Annotated in this window: 16 protein-coding genes; 9 read left to right on the forward strand and 7 right to left on the reverse strand. The window is 62.8% G+C overall.

Features of this window, described 5'->3' with window-relative positions:
- Positions 1–144: 144 nt before the first annotated feature.
- Entirely contained in the window at positions 145–1,035 is an 891-nt protein-coding gene (locus NKJ20_RS24300) for an SH3 domain-containing protein (RefSeq protein ID WP_352450703.1), read from the reverse strand.
- A 263-nt stretch (positions 1,036–1,298) separates the two neighbouring features.
- Here NKJ20_RS24300 and NKJ20_RS24305 point away from each other — a divergent pair, with 263 nt between their 5' ends.
- Positions 1,299–3,725: a DNA/RNA non-specific endonuclease gene (locus NKJ20_RS24305; protein WP_352450704.1), complete on the forward strand. Its 2,427-nt coding sequence runs from the start codon at positions 1,299–1,301 to the stop codon at positions 3,723–3,725.
- A gap of 46 nt (positions 3,726–3,771) precedes the next feature.
- Here the strand turns inward: NKJ20_RS24305 and NKJ20_RS24310 are convergent, their stop codons facing one another.
- Positions 3,772–4,518 carry a metallophosphoesterase family protein gene (locus tag NKJ20_RS24310; RefSeq protein WP_352747560.1) on the reverse strand — a complete coding sequence of 249 codons (747 nt, stop codon included), beginning with the start codon at positions 4,516–4,518 and terminating at the stop codon, positions 3,772–3,774.
- A gap of 94 nt (positions 4,519–4,612) precedes the next feature.
- A complete protein-coding gene (locus tag NKJ20_RS24315; RefSeq protein ID WP_023719360.1) occupies positions 4,613–4,969 on the reverse strand; it encodes an ArsR/SmtB family transcription factor in 357 nt (118 codons plus the stop codon).
- 193 nt (positions 4,970–5,162) lie between these two features.
- Here NKJ20_RS24315 and NKJ20_RS24320 point away from each other — a divergent pair, with 193 nt between their 5' ends.
- Both NKJ20_RS24320 and NKJ20_RS24325 read left to right on the forward strand, forming a co-directional pair.
- Positions 5,163–6,341, forward strand: a complete 1,179-nt coding sequence (locus tag NKJ20_RS24320; protein ID WP_352747563.1) for an MFS transporter — start codon at positions 5,163–5,165, stop codon at positions 6,339–6,341.
- A 3-nt stretch (positions 6,342–6,344) separates the two neighbouring features.
- Complete coding sequence (locus NKJ20_RS24325; protein ID WP_352450707.1) at positions 6,345–6,659, forward strand: hypothetical protein; 315 nt, start codon at positions 6,345–6,347, stop codon at positions 6,657–6,659.
- An 18-nt stretch (positions 6,660–6,677) separates the two neighbouring features.
- Here NKJ20_RS24325 and NKJ20_RS24330 read toward each other — a convergent pair whose 3' ends face one another.
- On the reverse strand, positions 6,678–7,277 hold the full coding sequence (locus NKJ20_RS24330) for a LysE family translocator (RefSeq protein WP_352450708.1): 600 nt from the start codon (positions 7,275–7,277) through the stop codon (positions 6,678–6,680).
- Between the two features lie 92 nt (positions 7,278–7,369).
- On the opposite strand from NKJ20_RS24330, the gene NKJ20_RS24335 reads away from it, so the two are divergent.
- Positions 7,370–8,239, forward strand: a complete 870-nt coding sequence (locus NKJ20_RS24335) for a LysR family transcriptional regulator (RefSeq protein WP_352744529.1) — start codon at positions 7,370–7,372, stop codon at positions 8,237–8,239.
- A gap of 53 nt (positions 8,240–8,292) precedes the next feature.
- Here the strand turns inward: NKJ20_RS24335 and NKJ20_RS24340 are convergent, their stop codons facing one another.
- Complete coding sequence (locus tag NKJ20_RS24340) at positions 8,293–8,946, reverse strand: dihydrofolate reductase family protein (protein ID WP_352747567.1); 654 nt, start codon at positions 8,944–8,946, stop codon at positions 8,293–8,295.
- A 154-nt stretch (positions 8,947–9,100) separates the two neighbouring features.
- Positions 9,101–10,468, reverse strand: a complete 1,368-nt coding sequence (locus tag NKJ20_RS24345) for an Nramp family divalent metal transporter (RefSeq protein WP_352450711.1) — start codon at positions 10,466–10,468, stop codon at positions 9,101–9,103.
- 234 nt (positions 10,469–10,702) lie between these two features.
- Between NKJ20_RS24345 and mntR the strand changes: the two genes are divergently transcribed.
- From mntR to NKJ20_RS24360, 3 genes are all read left to right on the forward strand, one after another.
- The gene (gene mntR, locus NKJ20_RS24350; protein WP_023678308.1) at positions 10,703–11,158 is read left to right on the forward strand and encodes a manganese-binding transcriptional regulator MntR; all 456 of its coding nucleotides are present in this window, start codon (positions 10,703–10,705) and stop codon (positions 11,156–11,158) included.
- A 225-nt stretch (positions 11,159–11,383) separates the two neighbouring features.
- Complete coding sequence (gene ypfJ / locus NKJ20_RS24355) at positions 11,384–12,301, forward strand: KPN_02809 family neutral zinc metallopeptidase (protein WP_352747569.1); 918 nt, start codon at positions 11,384–11,386, stop codon at positions 12,299–12,301.
- Positions 12,302–12,451: 150 nt separating this feature from the next.
- Positions 12,452–13,720 carry a TCR/Tet family MFS transporter gene (locus NKJ20_RS24360; RefSeq protein WP_352747571.1) on the forward strand — a complete coding sequence of 423 codons (1,269 nt, stop codon included), beginning with the start codon at positions 12,452–12,454 and terminating at the stop codon, positions 13,718–13,720.
- Between the two features lie 54 nt (positions 13,721–13,774).
- Here NKJ20_RS24360 and carA read toward each other — a convergent pair whose 3' ends face one another.
- Positions 13,775–14,992 (reverse strand): glutamine-hydrolyzing carbamoyl-phosphate synthase small subunit, encoded by a 1,218-nt coding sequence (gene carA, locus NKJ20_RS24365; RefSeq protein ID WP_352747574.1) that lies wholly within the window; start codon positions 14,990–14,992, stop codon positions 13,775–13,777.
- A 319-nt stretch (positions 14,993–15,311) separates the two neighbouring features.
- On the opposite strand from carA, the gene NKJ20_RS24370 reads away from it, so the two are divergent.
- Both NKJ20_RS24370 and NKJ20_RS24375 read left to right on the forward strand, forming a co-directional pair.
- Positions 15,312–15,761 (forward strand): GatB/YqeY domain-containing protein, encoded by a 450-nt coding sequence (locus NKJ20_RS24370; RefSeq protein WP_023678304.1) that lies wholly within the window; start codon positions 15,312–15,314, stop codon positions 15,759–15,761.
- A 56-nt stretch (positions 15,762–15,817) separates the two neighbouring features.
- Positions 15,818–16,375, forward strand: coding sequence for a GNAT family N-acetyltransferase (locus NKJ20_RS24375; protein ID WP_352744541.1), 558 nt, complete (start codon positions 15,818–15,820; stop codon positions 16,373–16,375).
- The last annotated feature ends 2 nt before the right edge of the window (positions 16,376–16,377 follow it).

Raw genomic sequence — 16,377 nt, forward strand, 5'->3', positions numbered from 1 at the left:
ATACAGACAGTTTCGTAATGTGGCCAGGTGGTCAGTAGGCCAGTTGGGCATTAGGGCATTCGGGCAGTAGGTCAGTAGGGCAGTAGGGCAGTAGGGCAGTAGGGCAGTAGGGCAGAGGTTCGAGCGCCCTTTAAACATACTGCCCTACTGCCCTACTGCCTTATTCCCCTTATCACTATCCCCCAGCGCCAACTGGTCCGTGATCTCGAAGCGTTCGGAAGCACCGACGCGGATCATGTTCAGGCTGCCCTCGCGGGTGAAGCGGAATTCGCCGGGCGCGTCCGCACCGGCCGGCTTGCCGGCCTGGAAGCTGATGATGCGCGTGCCGCCATCGGGCCATGTCACGGTCACGTCGATCTTGTCGCCGGTGTGCACGACGTGTGCCTTGCAGCTCGTCATCGGCTGGCCGAGATAGCGCGCGCAGGGGATGGCGTTGCCGGCACCGGGTACCGGTGTCCCCGGCGGCTGAAGCCGCGCAACGGTCTGTGCGTCGGCCGGAGGCGCCGCGTTGGCCGCGCCGAAATTCCGGACGGGGTCCGCAGCCACGGGCGGCGATCCATCAACCTGTCCAGTCGAGGGGTTTCCAGCGGCCAGGGCCAAGCGGTAAGCGTCCTCGATCGCCACCTTGCCGATTGCGTCAGCGGAGTTCAGCACCGTTTCGGGAGCGGTCGCGCCGAGGCGCGTTGTCAGATCGGGCAGTGGTTGAGAGGCAGGGCTCTCCGTATTGGCCGCCGCCTGGGGTGTCACTTGCTGGGGATTGATAGGATCGAGGTAGCGCGCCGGCGCCCATCCGCTCAGTTTGGGGTCGTCAATGTCTTCAACCTTGCACCATTTGTAACCGCTGACGTCGCCGCAGCCGAGATTTTTCACGCTCGAACCGCTCGGCAGCCGCGCCTCGATCTTGCCCATGGCCGACGCCGTGGCGCGCACGTTCAGGAGATCATCCGGAGCAAGACCCGTCACAATCGAGATAATGGGCTCCGGCTCCTGGCCGTTGGCCGGCAACTCCGCCAGCATCAGCGGAGCGGCAACCATCGCAAGCAGCGTCGTCGGGAGTGTTACTGTGCGCCTAATCATCTGCCATGGGCGGTAGGTTCAATTGCCGAAGGCGCGGCCAGGCACGAAAACGCCATCGCACGCCAGCCGGTTTTTATAGGCGACGAGACGGCGCTGTGTAAGCCCGAAAAGGTGCCGCGTGTTGAATCGCGACCAGGCCACTTCCGTGAACTAACAGCCGGCAAAATATTGCACATTTCATGTAAATATGCACTCTCTCAAGTAAGGTTGAGGAGGGCAATATGGTCGACCTTGAAATATTTGCGCAGGTGGAAAACATAGTTCGCCAGCGTATCAAGAAAACGCGCGCCGAGATTGAGGCTTCACTTGGTCACATCGCCAACGGCAATCCGCTGGCCGCCGAACAGACCCTCTCCAGGCGCCTCGACAGGTTGCAGGTAAAGGCGTCGCTCAGCCGCACCGAAGCGGAGATGATATCGGCAGCGATCGACATGAGGTCTGCCGGGGAAAGAAAGGCCGCCGCCAAGCAGCCAGGGCCGGAGGCAATTCTCGGCCCAACGCTCGATTTCATCGGGATCGCATTCCTCGAGCGTGGGCGCCGTGCTGCCGATGCGGTTGGCCGCGTTGCCTTTCTCAACGGCAATCCACAAGGATCGGGTTTTCTGGTCGGGCCAAGGCTGTTCCTCACAAACAACCATGTGATTTCGTCGCCGGCGGATTCCCGGCGCTTCCAGGTCCAGTTCGATTATGAGCAGGACGGTGCGAATGCCGTGCGTACGCCGACGACGTTCCTGTTCGATCCTGAATCCTGTTTCGTGACCGATAGCATAGAGGGTCTGGACTATACGCTGATCGGAGTTGGCGAGCGGCGTTCCGGTCCAAAGGAACTGGGGGAGTTCGGTTTTATCTCGCTGTCGGATGCGCGCGACAAGCATATGCTCGGCGAAATCGCCAACATCGTCCAGCATCCCGATGGCCGCTTCAAGGAACTGGTGCTGCGTGAAAACCGGTTGGTGGCCCGCGACGAAACGGTGCAAGTGCTGCACTATGTCGCCGACACCGAACAGGGTTCGTCCGGCTCCCCGGTCTTCAACAATGAATGGGAACCTATCGCCCTGCACCATTGGGCCGGCCCGTTCCACGAGGTGACGGGCATAGGTGGCTATGCGCTTGCGCGCGAGATCAACGAAGGCATACGGATCAGCGCCATCGTTGACGATCTGGGTGCTAGAAAGTCCAAGCTGCCGGGCTCCTCGGCATCGGCGGTTTCGCAAGCTCTGGCGATTTGGGCCGGCATGCCGCGCATGATGGACGAGACAGTTCGGCTGAACGCCGATATTCGCGAAGATGTGCCGGACAAGCCGGTGCAGCGGCCGGAACCGGATCGCAATCCGCCGGCGACGAGACACAATGCCGATGGCTCGGTCACCTGGACTTTTCCCATCGAGATAAATGTCCGGGCGCCGCTGATCGACCGCGACGGAGGCGATGCGAGACGAAACGACGGCAAAGGCCCGGCAAGCGAACCCGGGAAGGTGGCCATCGCCGAGGCCGCGGGTTGGAAAACAGAGGATTTCGACGATCGTGGAGGGTATGAGCCCGGCTTCATACCGGGCTTTGTCCTGGCAATGCCGACGGTTGCCAATTCACCCTACCGGTTGGCCAAAAACCTTCTTGCCAAACCGGGAGAGGACCCACACGAATTGCGCTACCATCATTTTTCGATCTTGATGAACGCCGATCGCAGGCTTGCCTTCGTCACCGCCTGCAATATCGATGGATCCCGCACCAAGGCGGTCAATCGTGAGGACAAGACGGTCATCGACGACCCGTCGCTTATCGAATTGGGGGTGGAGTCGATTTCCGGTTCGGAAGCCAGCGATGCTTTCCGGCCGGATCGGCGCATCGACCTTGGCGAGCAGATGACCCAGGAATTCTATTCGAGCCAGAATGTGCCTGGATTTCCCGTCGCAAAATCCAAGGAACGAATCGCTCGAATGTTCCAGAAGGGCCATATTACACTTCGCGGCGACCCCGCATGGGGCGTCGATCAGGAGGCGGTCGCGGCAGAACGCGACACGTTCTTTTATACCAATGCTGCGCCGCAAGTCGGCTTCTTCAATCAAGGAAGCTCGCTTAACCATCCCGGCTCCAAAGGGAAGTTGAGATGGCGCGCGGTAGAAACCTATGTGCTGCGCAACGCCTATACGATGCGAGGCCGTGTCACGGTGTTTGCCGGGCCAGTGTTCGGCGAGGACGATCCTCCTTACCGCTTCGAAAGCCATGTTCCGCTGAAGTTCTGGAAGATCGCGCTGTGGTCCGATCAAGCTGGCCTGCGCGCCATCGCGCTGCTGGCGGACCAGAAGCCGGTTTTGGAAGTGATGCCCGAAGCGTTCGGCGAGCGTGCCGAGGCATTCGATGACCCGCTTGAAATTGCCAGGGTATCGGAGTTCCTTTCGACGGTGGCCGAGATTGAAGAGCTGACCGGCCTGAACTTTGGCCAGCAGGTGCGCGACGCCGACATTCGGGCCGGTTCCGAATCCGCCCCAGCACAGAGTTTCAACCCAACGCAACTAGCGCCCAAGACGTCACGGCCAAAGGCTTCGGCGACCAAGACTTCGACGTCCAAGACTTTGGCGTCCAAGACTTCGGCGGCCAGCGCCCGACATCCTGCCAAGCGATCGAAGCGATCGGCGTCTGACGACTGAAGATTGGACCGGTCGCGACTTCTGCCGCTCGAAGGCGGTCATCCGTTCAGCTAGGCATGAAGCCGGTACGCAGCGCGTGGGCCCATTCGGGCCGTCCCGCCTGCTCGGCCTGATACGCCGCCGCCTCATGGTCATAGTCGACGGCGATGGATTCGAAACGATCAGGATGCAAGTCGACGATGCCGTAGCGGGCGTGCGGCGAGCCCTGCTCGGAGACATGCGCCGGCGGGGTTGAATCGTCATAGGCCGGGCAGCCGATGCTGCCCGGGTTGAAGATGACCGGACCGCCGGGAATGCGGACCAGCTCGCTGCGGTGGCTGTGGCCGCAAAGCATGATGCGGCAGGCGGGATCGATCGCGCCGAGCCGCCGCTGGATTGCGACCAGCGGCGCGCGCACCAGCCGGCCGTCGACGATCGCGTCAGTCAGGTATTTTTCGTCGTGGTCGGGCCGGGCGTGGAAGGCGAGTATGCCGGGCGCCACCTTCAGCGTGAGGGGCAGCGCAAATAGCGCCTCGCGTTGGCCTGCGGTCAGCCGTTCCTGCGCGTAGCGGTCGGACGGCCACATGGTCTCGTCGGCGGTGTCGCGGGCAACGCGGCGGTCGTGGTTGCCGCGCACCGTCGGCAGGTCGAGCGTCTCGAGCCTCTCCATGGTCTCGCGCGGCCAGAGCGGGCCGGAAACGCAATCGCCGAGATTGACGATGAGGTCGGCGCCGCCGCGCTGCCGCAGATCATCGAGCACGGCGTCGAGCGCCAGGACATTGCCGTGGATGTCGGCGAGGACGGCAATGCGCATGGCAGGCTCCGTTAATTGGAATGGCTGGAGGGCAGGTGAAGCTATTTTGCTCGTCTCGCGAAGCGGGCGAGAGCGGAACCCAGCTTCGGGCCGTTCAGGCGCGGACTTCGATCTCGTGGCCGCCAACCGCCGGCAACGATGCGTCGTCGCCGGCCGCGGCAATCACGCTGTCGAGCAGGCCCGGGAAGCGGCGGTCGAGATCGTCACGGCGCAGCGTGATCAGCCGGCTGGTTCCAACCGCCTCGGTGCGGGTGACGCCGGCCTCACGCAGCTTGGCCAAATGGTAGCTCAGATTGGTCTTCGAGCAGAGATCGAGGAACCGGCTGCAATTCAGCGGAACGCCCTCTTTGCTGGCGAGATAGCGCACGATGGCCAGTCGCGTCGGGTCGCCGAGCACGGCAAGCACGTTCGGCAGGCTGATCTGGTCGGCGGTGGGATGGGGCAAGGTCATGCCCAGGAATTAAGCACATTCGGAGCCGATTTCAACGCATCTCCTCTCGTGGCTAATGGACACATAGTTTCGTTCCGTCGCCCCGTCCTGACACCGGGCTGTCAGGATGGTTCGGCTATTTTGCAGCGGCTTTATTGACATCATGCCCTGTTATGTCCAATTGTTCAATAAGCTTTGAACTAAGGAAATTGCCATGGATAAGCGCCTCATCTGGCTTGCGCTCGGATCGTTCACGATTTCGACCGAAGGTTTCGTCATCTCCAGCCTTTTGCCCGACATTGCAAAGGATGCCGCCATCTCCGTTCCGCTCGCCGGCACGCTGATCACCGCGTTTGCGCTCGCCTATGCGATCGGCACGCCGATCCTGGCAACGCTGACCGGCGAATGGGACCGGCGCCGCGTCATCCTGTGGACGCTGGTGTTCTTCGTGTTGGGCAACGTCGCCGCGGCGCTAAGCTCCTCCTTCGAATTGCTGTTGATCGCGCGCATCGTCATGGCGCTGTCGTCAGGCTTGTTCGCGGCGACCGCACAGGGAACGGCCGTTGCGCTTGTCGACGACCATCATCGCGCCCGCGCCATTGCCGTGGTCGTCGGCGGCACCACCGTGGCGGTCGCGGTCGGCGCGCCGCTCGGCGCGCTCGTTGCGACGGTTGCCGGCTGGCGCGGCACCTTCTTTGCCATTGCCGGCCTTGGTGCGCTCGCCGGCGCGATCCTGTGGTACCGGCTGCCGCGCGGCATCGTCGGCACCAGGCTGCCGCTCCGGATGCGGCTGGCAGCGGCACTTCGGCCCGGCGTCATGCCTATCCTGGTGACGACCATCCTGGCGCTGATCGGCGCCTTCACCGTCTTTGCCTTTGTCGCGCCGCTCGCCATCGAAGGCGGCGGACTGAGCCCGATCGCGCTTCCCGGAATGCTGCTCGCTTTCGGCGTTGGCGCGGTCATCGGCAATATCGGCGGCGGTCAGGCCGCCGACCGTTTCGGCGCGACGCGCACCGTCTGCTGGTCGCTGGCGCTGAGTGCCGCCATGCTGGTCACGTTTTCGCTGATCCCGATGTTCCTGCCGCGCGAGATCGCCGGGCCGGCGCTCATGGCCATGATGGTGCCGTGGGGCATCGTCGGCTGGGCGTTCCCGCCGGCGCAGGCCAGCCGTATCATCAAGCTGGCGCCCGATGCCGCGCCCATCGTGCTGTCGCTGAACGCTTCGGCACTCTATCTCGGCGTCGCACTGGGTGCCGTGGTCGGCGCCGCTGTGCTGCGCTATGGCGCACCGGCCGACCTCGGTGTGGTCGCGGCGGCATTCCCGATCATTGGTCTGGGCGTGGTGCTGGCGGGCCATCTGGCGGCGCGTCCGGTGGCGATGCCGGCCGAATAAGGCTTGTTAGCGGAGCTTGGCTGCCCGCCGCCGATAATTCAAGTCGCGGCGGGCGGTGCGTCAAAATCCAGCGCGGCGATTTCGTCCAGCGCCGAATTCTGGGAAGTTGCCGGAAGCGACCTCGCCGACGTTCCGCAAGAAATCGTCGTGACCGCCGACGATCTGGTCGATGCAGCGCTGGTTGGCCTGGCAAAGGGTGAAGCATTCACGGCACCGGGTCTTGCCGATATTGCCGGGGTGGATGCCTTTCTTGGCGTCCGGCAAGGCTTCTTCGGCAGTCTTCTGGCGGGCAAGCCGGCGGCGCGTTACGCTGCCTGACATGGCTAAAGACTGATCTTACGCTGTCCGCCACATCGGGATGATCGAGGCGGCCAGCAGCAGGCCAAGCATGATGTTGAGCATGCGCCACTGCCGCTCGGTTCGCAGCAACCGGGCGAGCAGCGTGCCCGCCACGCACCACGCCGCCAGCGATAGGGCCGCTGCAAGACCGAAGACCGTGCCGAGCAGCACGGCGAGCTGCAGCGGCCCGTTGGCGAGCGCGGCAAAGGATGCCGCCGCTCCCAGCCCCATGGCCCAGCCCTTTGGGTTCATCCATTGCAGGCCGGCGCCGCCCAAAAAGCTGTTCGGCTTTGCCATGGCCACGTCCAGATTGGGCGGACCGCTGCGGCCGATCTTGAGGGCAAGCCACGTCAGATAGAGGGTACCGGCCATTTTCATTGCCAGTTGCAGCGAAGGAGCGGCGGCCAGCAGACCGGCGAGCCCGGCAGCACCTGCCGCAGCCACCGTGGCCAGGCCGGCCGCACTCCCGGCCATCAGCGGGATAGAGCGGCGAAAGCCGAACTGCGCGCCGGACGCCGTCGATAAGGTCGTCGCCATGCCGGGCGTTGAGGTTGAGACCAGCGCGAACAGGACGAGGGGAAGGACGGTTTCAAACATGCTGCTTCCTTTGAAGCCCGCACGGTAGGCTGTTCGGCTCATCAGTAAATGCAATGTTTGCTATGACACGCATTAGCAAATATAATAGCTGGATGCTCCGCAACCTCGATACTGCCCTGGTTCGAACCTTCGTCACCGTTGCCGACAAGGCCAGCATGACGGCGGCGGCCAACGCGCTGCATTTGACGCAGGGTGCCGTCAGCCAGCAGATCAAGCGTTTGGAAGAGGTTCTCGGCTGCAGCCTGTTCGATCGCGATCGGCGCGGATTGCGATTGACCCGCTCCGGCGAGCGATTGTTCGGCAAGGGCAAGCGCCTGCTTTCCCTCAATGACGAGATCCTGGCGGAGATGGCGGGCGATGCGGTTGCCGGTCAGGTGCGGCTTGGCGTGCCGTACGACCTTGTCGGCACCTTGCTTGCGCCAGTGCTGAAGGCCTATGCCGAGGCCTATCCGCAGGTCGAGATCTCGCTTGTCTGTGCTTCGTCGCCAGAGTTGGCCGCAGCCTTGGCGACCGGCACGATAGAGCTCGCGGTGATCGAGGAGCCGATCGGTCGGTCGGCCGGTGAATGCCTTGTTGTTGATCGGCTGGTCTGGGTCGGCGCCAAAGGCGGCGCCGCCCGCGGCAAGCGGCCCTTGCCGGTTTCGATGGTCGCCGAGACCTGTGCGTTCCGCCCGGTGGTGCTGGAGGCGCTCAACGAGCATGGGCTGGAATGGCGCACCGTATTCGAAAACGGCAGCATCGACGCGACGACGGCGACGGTGCGTTCGGACTTGGCCGTCACCACCTGGTTGGCGTCGACCGTGCCTGTCGACCTCGACATTTTGGCCAACGATCCGGAGCTGCCGTTATTGCCGAATTTTTCGATCAATCTGCATTTGCCGAAGCACGACGTCGCGCCGGCTGCACTGGCATTCGCGGGCCACCTCCGCGATGGGTTGGCACGGCGACGAGAGGCGGCTTAAAAACAGCAAAAAGGACGGCCAGTGTTCAGCCGTCCTTGATCGCCCCGCGGCATCTACTTCCAGTTCTTGCGCCGCTCGATCTCGGCTTCGGACGGCTGCTCCGTGGCAAATGACCCGGTCTTGATCTCGCCGGAGCGTTCATAGCTCGCCATGAGGACGCCGGTGGTCGATGCCTGCGAACGGGTCAGCTTGAAGGCGGCAGGTATCGTGCCGCTGCCGAACAGTTTTTTGCCCTTGCCCAGCACCAGCGGGAAGATCAGCAAGCTGATCTCGTCGATCAGGTCATTGGCGAGCAAGGTCTGGATCAGCTCGCTCGATCCCTGAATGAGCAGGTCGGGGCCGTCCTCCTGCTTCATCCGGCGCAACGTCGCAACGACATCGCTGCCGAGCGGCTGGCTGTTTTGCCAGGACAGCGAATCCGGCCTGTGCGTCGCCACATATTTGGTGACGGCGTTGAAGCTGTCGGCGATCGGATCATTCTTCTGATAAGGCCAGTGGGCGGCGAAGATGTCGTAAGTCTTGCGGCCGAGAAGCAGCGCGAACGGTTTTGAAAACGTCTCGCCCATCGCGGCGCCCATCACATCGTCCCAGTAATGAAACGTCCAGCCGCCGAATTTGAAGCCGCCGACAGGGTCCTCTTGCGGGCCGCCGGGCGCCTGCATGACGCCGTCGAGGCTGACGAATGTTGCGGTGATGATCTTCCTCATTGGAGCTTCCTTTCCCTGATCCGTGCCGTCATGGCCGGAGTTCGAGCCAAGGACGGGCGAACGGACATTTATCCGACAGCGGCCGGCAAATTTCCAGGGTTGGAAGGACGGATGACTGCCGACCTTGTTGCGTCGGCTTGGAGAAGAGAAACGCTCAGCCCAGACCGACGACCGTATCGTAGAGCAGCTTGAAGTTGAGCACCAGGATGAGCCCGGCGACCACCCAGGCCAGCACGGCAACGGCGCGGGAAATGGCGAAATTGCCCATCTTGCGCTTGTCCGAGACGAACTGCACCAGCGGTACGACAGCGAAGGGGAGCTGCATCGACAGGATTACCTGGCTGAAGACCAGCAACTGGCCGGTTCCCTTCTCGCCATAGAGCGCGGTGACCACCACCACCGGGATGATGGCGATGCCGCGCGTCAGCAGGCGGCGCGCCCATTGCGGGATGCGCAGCCGCAAGAACCCTTCCATCACGATCTGGCCGGCGAGCGTCGCCGTCACCGTCGAGTTCAGGCCGGAGGCGAGCAGCGCTACGGCAAACAGGATGGAAGCGATGCCGAGGCCAAGCAGCGGCGACAGAAGCTCGAAGGCCTGGCCGATCTCGGCAACGTCATGATGACCGGTGCCGTGGAACGCCACCGCCGACACGATCAGGATGGAAGCATTGACGAACAACGCCAGTATCAGTGCGATGGTCGAGTCGGTCGTCGCCCATTTGATGGCATCGCGCTTGCCGCGATCGGTGCGCTCGTAGGCGCGGGTCTGCACGATCGAGGAATGCAGATAGAGATTGTGCGGCATCACCGTGGCGCCGATGATGCCGATGGCGATGTAGAGCATGGCCGGATTGGTGACGATCTCGGACGACGGCACGAACATCGCGTGCAGGATGGAGCCGACCGGCGGGGCGGCGGCAAAGATCTGAATGGCGAAGCAGCCGAAGATGATAATCAAAAGCGCTATGATGAAGGCCTCGAGGAAACGGAAGCCCTTGTTCATCAGCAGCAGCAGCAGGAAGGCATCGAGCGCGGTGATAATGGCACCGCCGATGAGCGGAATCCCGAACAGCAGTTGCAAGGCGATCGCCGTGCCAATGACCTCGGCCAGGTCGCAGGCGATGATGGCCAATTCGCAAGCGACCCAAAGCATGAAATTGACCGGTCGCGGATAATAGGCGCGGCACGCCTGCGCAAGGTCGCGGCCGGTGGCGATGCCGAGCCGGGCGGCGAGTGCCTGCAGCAGGATCGCCATCAGGTTCGACAACATGATGATGAAAAGCAGCGTGTAGCCGAATTGGGCCCCGCCGGCGAGGTCGGTCGCCCAATTGCCCGGATCCATATAGCCGACCGAAACCATGTAGCCCGGCCCCATGAAGGCGAACAGCCGGCGAAGCCAGATCCCCGAGTGCGGCACCGCGATCGTTGCGTTGACTTCGCGAAGGCTGGGCTGCTCGTCGTCCTCCGGGCGGGCAAATCGCCACATGGACCGGGGGGCTGAGGTGGCTTCGGCTTCCGACATGAAACGGCTTTCCACTGGAACGATCGATGTTGTCTCCTTATCTATGCCACGGCTGAACATTATGCAATATGCTATGTTTCATTGTCTGAGCTTTTTCTTGTGGCCGCTTGGCCGTGCGGCCGGAACGGCAGTGAACGCCGGTTGCGCCGGCCACCGAATGGAAATAAACGGCCAGAACCAATAGGGTTCCGTGTTATGACCGCAATGTCGATTCAAACTGCCGGGAGGAGCGTATTGGCGCTGAAGAAAAGACCGGTTCCTCGCGAAAAGCCGCTGCCTGACGCAGAAATCCACTCGGAAGGCTTTAGGCAGACGCGTGAAGCGCGCCGCAGCGCGCTGGTCGAGGATTATGTCGAGCTCATCGCCGACCTGATCGAGGATGGCAACGAGGCGCGCCAGGTCGATATCGCGGCACGGCTCGGCGTCGCTCAGCCGACGGTGGCGAAAATGCTGACGCGGCTGTGCGCCGACGGGCTGGTCTCCCGGAAGCCTTATCGCGGCGTGTTCCTGACCGATGCCGGCCGCAAGGTTGCGGAAGAGAGCCGCATTCGCCACCAGACGGTCGAGGCCTTCCTGCGCTCGCTCGGGGTCAGCGCCGAGACGGCGCGCATCGACGCCGAGGGCATCGAGCATCACGTCAGCGCCGAGACGCTCGAAGCCTTTCGCAAGGCAATAATCGCCGCCCGCTGAAAAGCACGGCCAGCGTATCTCTTCGCGCGACTCGCTTCCCACGAGCAGGGTGAACGGCACAGACCTTGCGATGTCTCGGCCAGAGAGCAGGCAAGCGTCAGCAAGCATTGCTTGTTCGCACGAAAAATACTGTGACTTGGCCTAACCGTTGAGATAATTGTTGTCGCGTCCGATCGAACCGGGACACGGCCCGATCGGCCGGAAAATTGCATCACGGGGGTTGCCATGCTCTGGAAGGGCCGTCGTCAGAGTGACAATGTCGAGGACGAGCGCGGCCAGAGCGGCGGGCTTGGCGGCGGGCCGGGGCAGTTTCGCATCCCGATCGGCGGTCGCGGCGGCGGCGGCGGCATGTCGGGCATTATCATCGTAGGGTTGATTTTCCTGGCAGGGTGGTATTTCGGCTTCGACCCGAGTCAGATCCTCGATAACAGCGGCTTGCAGCCCGGCGGCGGCCAGATCACCGACAATAGCGGCGAGCAAGGCGGCGGCACCGGTGCGCCGGCATCCGACGAGATGAAGCAGTTCGTGTCGACCGTGCTGGCCGAGACCGAGGATACCTGGACTGGCATTTTCCAGTCCGAGGGCCTGACCTATCAAGATCCAAAACTGGTCCTGTTCAGCGGCCAGATTCGCTCCGCCTGCGGTTCTGCCTCGTCAGCGGCCGGACCATTCTACTGTCCCAACGATCGCAAGGTCTATCTCGACACCACCTTCTTCCAGCAGCTCGATCAGCAGTTCGGTGCCTCGGGCGATTTCGCACAGGCCTATGTGATCGCGCATGAGGTCGGCCATCACGTGCAGAACCTGGTCGGCATCCTGCCCAAATTCAACCAGATGCGGCAGAGCATGGGCGAAGCGGACGCCAACCACATGTCGGTGCAGGTCGAGCTCCAGGCCGACTGCTTTGCCGGCATTTGGGCACATTTCACCGGCCAGAAGGGCATTTTGGAGCAGGGCGACATGGCGGAGGCACTGAACGCCGCCAAGCAGATCGGCGACGACACGCTGCAGAAGAAGATGCAGGGCTACGTCGTGCCGGAAAGCTTCAACCACGGAACGTCGCAGCAGCGGCAGACCTGGCTGGCGCGCGGGTTCCAGAATGGCAAGCTTTCGGACTGCGACACGTTCAACAACCCGATCTGAGCCGACGGTTTTCTCGTAATCCGAGAGACTGGATCGCAGTCAGGGGATGTCAGGATGAAAGCACTCTGCCCGTTCCCTCATTGTTCCCAGCGATGTGCTCGCCTATAAGGTGTGTTCCCGTTCGCTCGGGCGGCCCGAGGAGATACCATCATGATAGACCCCAAAACCGCCAGGCGGGGCCTTGCGCTTGTTTTCACCACCCTGCTGCTCGACATCATCGGCTTCGGCATCATTATGCCGGTGCTGCCGGCCTATCTCAGGGAATTGACCGGCGTCGGCATCAGCGAGGCGGCTATCGAGGGCGGCTGGCTGTTCTTCGTCTATGCGGCGATGCAGTTCGTTTTCGCACCAGTGATGGGCGGGTTGAGCGACCGGTTCGGGCGGCGGCCTATCCTGCTTGCCTCGGTGCTGACGTTCGCTATCGACAATCTGATCTGCGCTATCGCCTGGTCCTATCCGATGCTGTTCATCGGCCGCGTGCTGGCCGGCATTTCCGGTGCCAGTTATTCCACGACATCGGCATTCATTGCCGATATCTCGACCGACGAAAATCGTGCGAAGAATTTCGGGCTGCTCGGCATTGCTTTCGGCGTCGGCTTCGTCATCGGGCCGGTTCTGGGCGGGTTGCTCGGCACGTTCGGGCCGCGTGTGCCGTTCTATTTCGCTGCCGGGCTTGCTTTCGCAAACTTTCTGATCGCGCTGTTTCTGTTGCCGGAAACACTTGATGACAAGCACCGTCGCCGCTTCGAGTGGAAACGCGCGAACCCGGTCGGCACGCTCGTCCAGATGCGCAACTACGAAGGTATCGGCTGGATCGGACTTGTCTTCTTTCTGATGACGCTGGGGCACATGATGTATCCTGCGGTCTGGTCGTTCGTCTCCAATTATCGCTATGGCTGGAGCGAACAACAGATCGGCTTCTCGCTCGGCGCTTTCGGCCTGTGCGGGGCGATCGTCATGGCGACAGTCCTGCCGCGCGTGATCCCTAAGATTGGCGAGTGGAAGACAGCGGTAATCGGTCTGGCATTTACCGCACTCAGCGCCTTCGGCTACGCCGTCGCGTCACAAGGCTGGATGATCTATGCCGTGATCGTCGTCGGATGTCTCGAGGCGTTGGCCGACCCGCCGCTCAGAAGCCTGGCGGCCGCCAAGGTGCCACCTTCCGCCCAGGGCGAACTCCAGGGCGCGATGACCTCGATCTTCTCGATCACCTCGATCATCACACCGCTGCTTTATACGGCGATCTTTTCCTGGTTCACGGGGCCGAACGCGCCCGTGGTTTTCGGCGGTGCCCCGTATCTGCTCGGCGCGATTTTCCTCACGCTGGCGCTCGTCGTCTTCGTCACCAGGGTGGCCAAGCCGACGCCGAAGGAAGTCAAACGCATGCACGCGCAGGAACCGGTGACAGGCGGGGCTTGATCGGCGCCGGGAGCCCGGCTGGCGCCGTCAATCAAATTCGTTTTTACGCATGCGCTAAACACGCTCGGCCAGTGCCGGCTCGCCGCGCTTTTCGCGGATGAGATTGACGAAGCGGCGAAACAGATAGTGCGAATCCTGCGGGCCGGGCGAGGCTTCGGGATGATGCTGGACCGAGAAGACCGGCCTGCCGGTGAGCGCAATGCCGCAATTCGAACCGTCGAACAGCGAGACATGCGTTTCCTCGACGCCGCTCGGCAATGAGTCGGCGTCGACGGCAAAGCCATGGTTCATCGAGACGATCTCGACCTTGCCGGTGGTGTGGTCCTTGACGGGATGATTGGCGCCGTGGTGGCCCTGATGCATTTTTGCGGTCTTGCCGCCCAGCGCCAGCGCCAGCATCTGGTGGCCGAGGCAGATGCCGAAAAGCGGGATTTCGGTCTTCAACAGATCCTGGATGACCGGAACGGCGTAGTCGCCGGTGGCTTCCGGATCGCCAGGGCCGTTGGATAGAAAAATGCCGTCGGGCCGCATCGCCAGGATCTCCTCGGCGCCGGTTTTTGCCGGCACCACAGTGACCTTGGCGCCGAGGCCGGCCAGCAGGCGCAATATGTTGCGCTTGACGCCGTAGTCGACAGCAACGACGTGCATCGACGGATCAGCCTGTTCGCCAAAGCCCTCGTTCCAGACCCAGGGCGTCTCGCGCCAGACCGAGGACTGGCCGGAGGTCACCTCCTTGGCGAGATCAAGCCCGATAAGCCCTGACCATGCGGCGGCGCGGCGCTTGAGGTCATCGACGTCGAAGATACCGTCGGGCGCGTGCGCGATGACGGCATTGGGCATGCCCTTTTCGCGGATCAGCGCGGTCAGCGCCCGCGTGTCGATGCCTGAAAGTGCGACGATGCCGCGCTTCTTCAGCCAATGGTCGAGACCGGTTCCGGCGCGGTAATTCGACGGGTTGGTGACATCGGCCTTGAACACGGCGCCGACGGCGCCGGCGCGGGCCAGCGGGTTGAGGTCCTCGATGTCTTCGTCATTAGTGCCGATATTGCCGATATGCGGAAAGGTGAAAGTGACGATCTGGCCGGCATAGGATGGGTCGGTGAGTATCTCCTGGTAGCCGGTCAGCGCGGTGTTGAAGCAGACCTCGGCGACGGCGGAGCCGGTGGCGCCCAGACCGCGGCCCTCTATGACAGTGCCGTCGGCCAGCACCAGCAGGGCTGTCGGCCTCTCGCTGGCCCAAGGGGGGGTCGACGCGGCTGTCATCGTTGCCATGGCGGCACTCCTAAAGGTTGCGCCCTCAGTCGGCGCAACAAAAGGCGCGAAGCGGCGATCTCACAGCCTCGGCGCGCTAAGTTTTCATTTGTGCCTGTCGTTGCCCAAAACCGCTACGCATTTTTGGGCGACGTGCACTAGAATTCAATTCATGCAAGGCCCAGTACATAGGGGAAGGCGCCAAGGCGGTCAATGATGCCGCGCCGCGCGAGCCTAGATTTATTTCGTCGAATAATATCAGCGGTTTGCCGGACGCTATCGAGTTTGCCTTGAGCTATCGGCACGACTATTGTCCGCGGCATTCGAAGGAGAAAGCACCATGCGAGGCAAAATCGCCGAATCCCTGAAGAGTGCGATGAAGGCGCAGGACAAGCGCCGGCTGCCGACATTGCGGCTGATCCAGGCGGCCATTCATGATCGCGACATCGCCAATCGCGGCGCCGGCAAGGAGCCGGCCAGCGACGACGAAATCCTGCAGATCCTGGCCAAGATGGTGAAGCAGCGCGAAGAATCGGCCAAGGCGTTCGATGACGGCAAGCGGCCGGAGCTTGCAGCGCAGGAGCGCGACGAGATGGCCATCATCCGCGACTTCCTGCCGACGCAACTGGGTCAGGCCGAGACGGAAAGCGCCGTCCGTTCCGCCATCGCCGAGACCGGCGCCAGCGGCGTCAAGGATATGGGCAAGGTGATGGCGGCGCTCAAGGAGAAATACGCCGGTCAGATGGATTTTTCCAAGGCGAGCGGCATCGTCAAGAGCCTGCTTCAGTAAGCCGCCGAAGGCCCTTGCCGTCGCGCCCGCAATCCGGCAGCCAAAAGCTCGCGCCCGTGATCGAACTCGTTAAACCGGCACTTGAACACCTGCCGTCCTACAAGGCGGCCCTCGAGCGCGGCTGGTCGCCGGACAATGTGCGGCTGCTCGACGCGACGCTCGAGCAGCTTGCGGCTATCGAAAAGGATCCAGCGACTTTCCTTGGCGATCTCGACGATTCCGATGGCAAGGGACCGCCGATCACCTTGCCCGACGGTTCGACGGTGCCGCGGCTGCCCGGATTCCGGCGCTGGATCTGGGACGGGGAAGTCGCAGGCTCAATCGGCCTGCGCTGGCAGCACGGCACCGCGGCGCTGCCGTCGCATGTGCTCGGCCACATCGGCTATGCGGTGGTGCCGTGGAAACGGGGACGCGGCTATGCGACCGAGGCGCTGCGGCTGATGCTGGTGGAGGCGAGGGCGGTTGGCCTGCCCTTCGTCGAAATCACCTGCAAGCCTCACAATGTGCCTTCGCAGATGGTCGTTCTGGCCAATGGCGGCCGGCTCGTCGGGCGTTTCTTCGAGGACGCCGCCTATGGCGGCGCGGAAAGCCTGCGCTACCGGATCGATCTGTAGCC

The organism is Mesorhizobium sp. M0185 (genome assembly GCF_040322175.1).
In the GTDB taxonomy this organism is placed as follows: Bacteria; Pseudomonadota; Alphaproteobacteria; order Rhizobiales; family Rhizobiaceae; genus Mesorhizobium.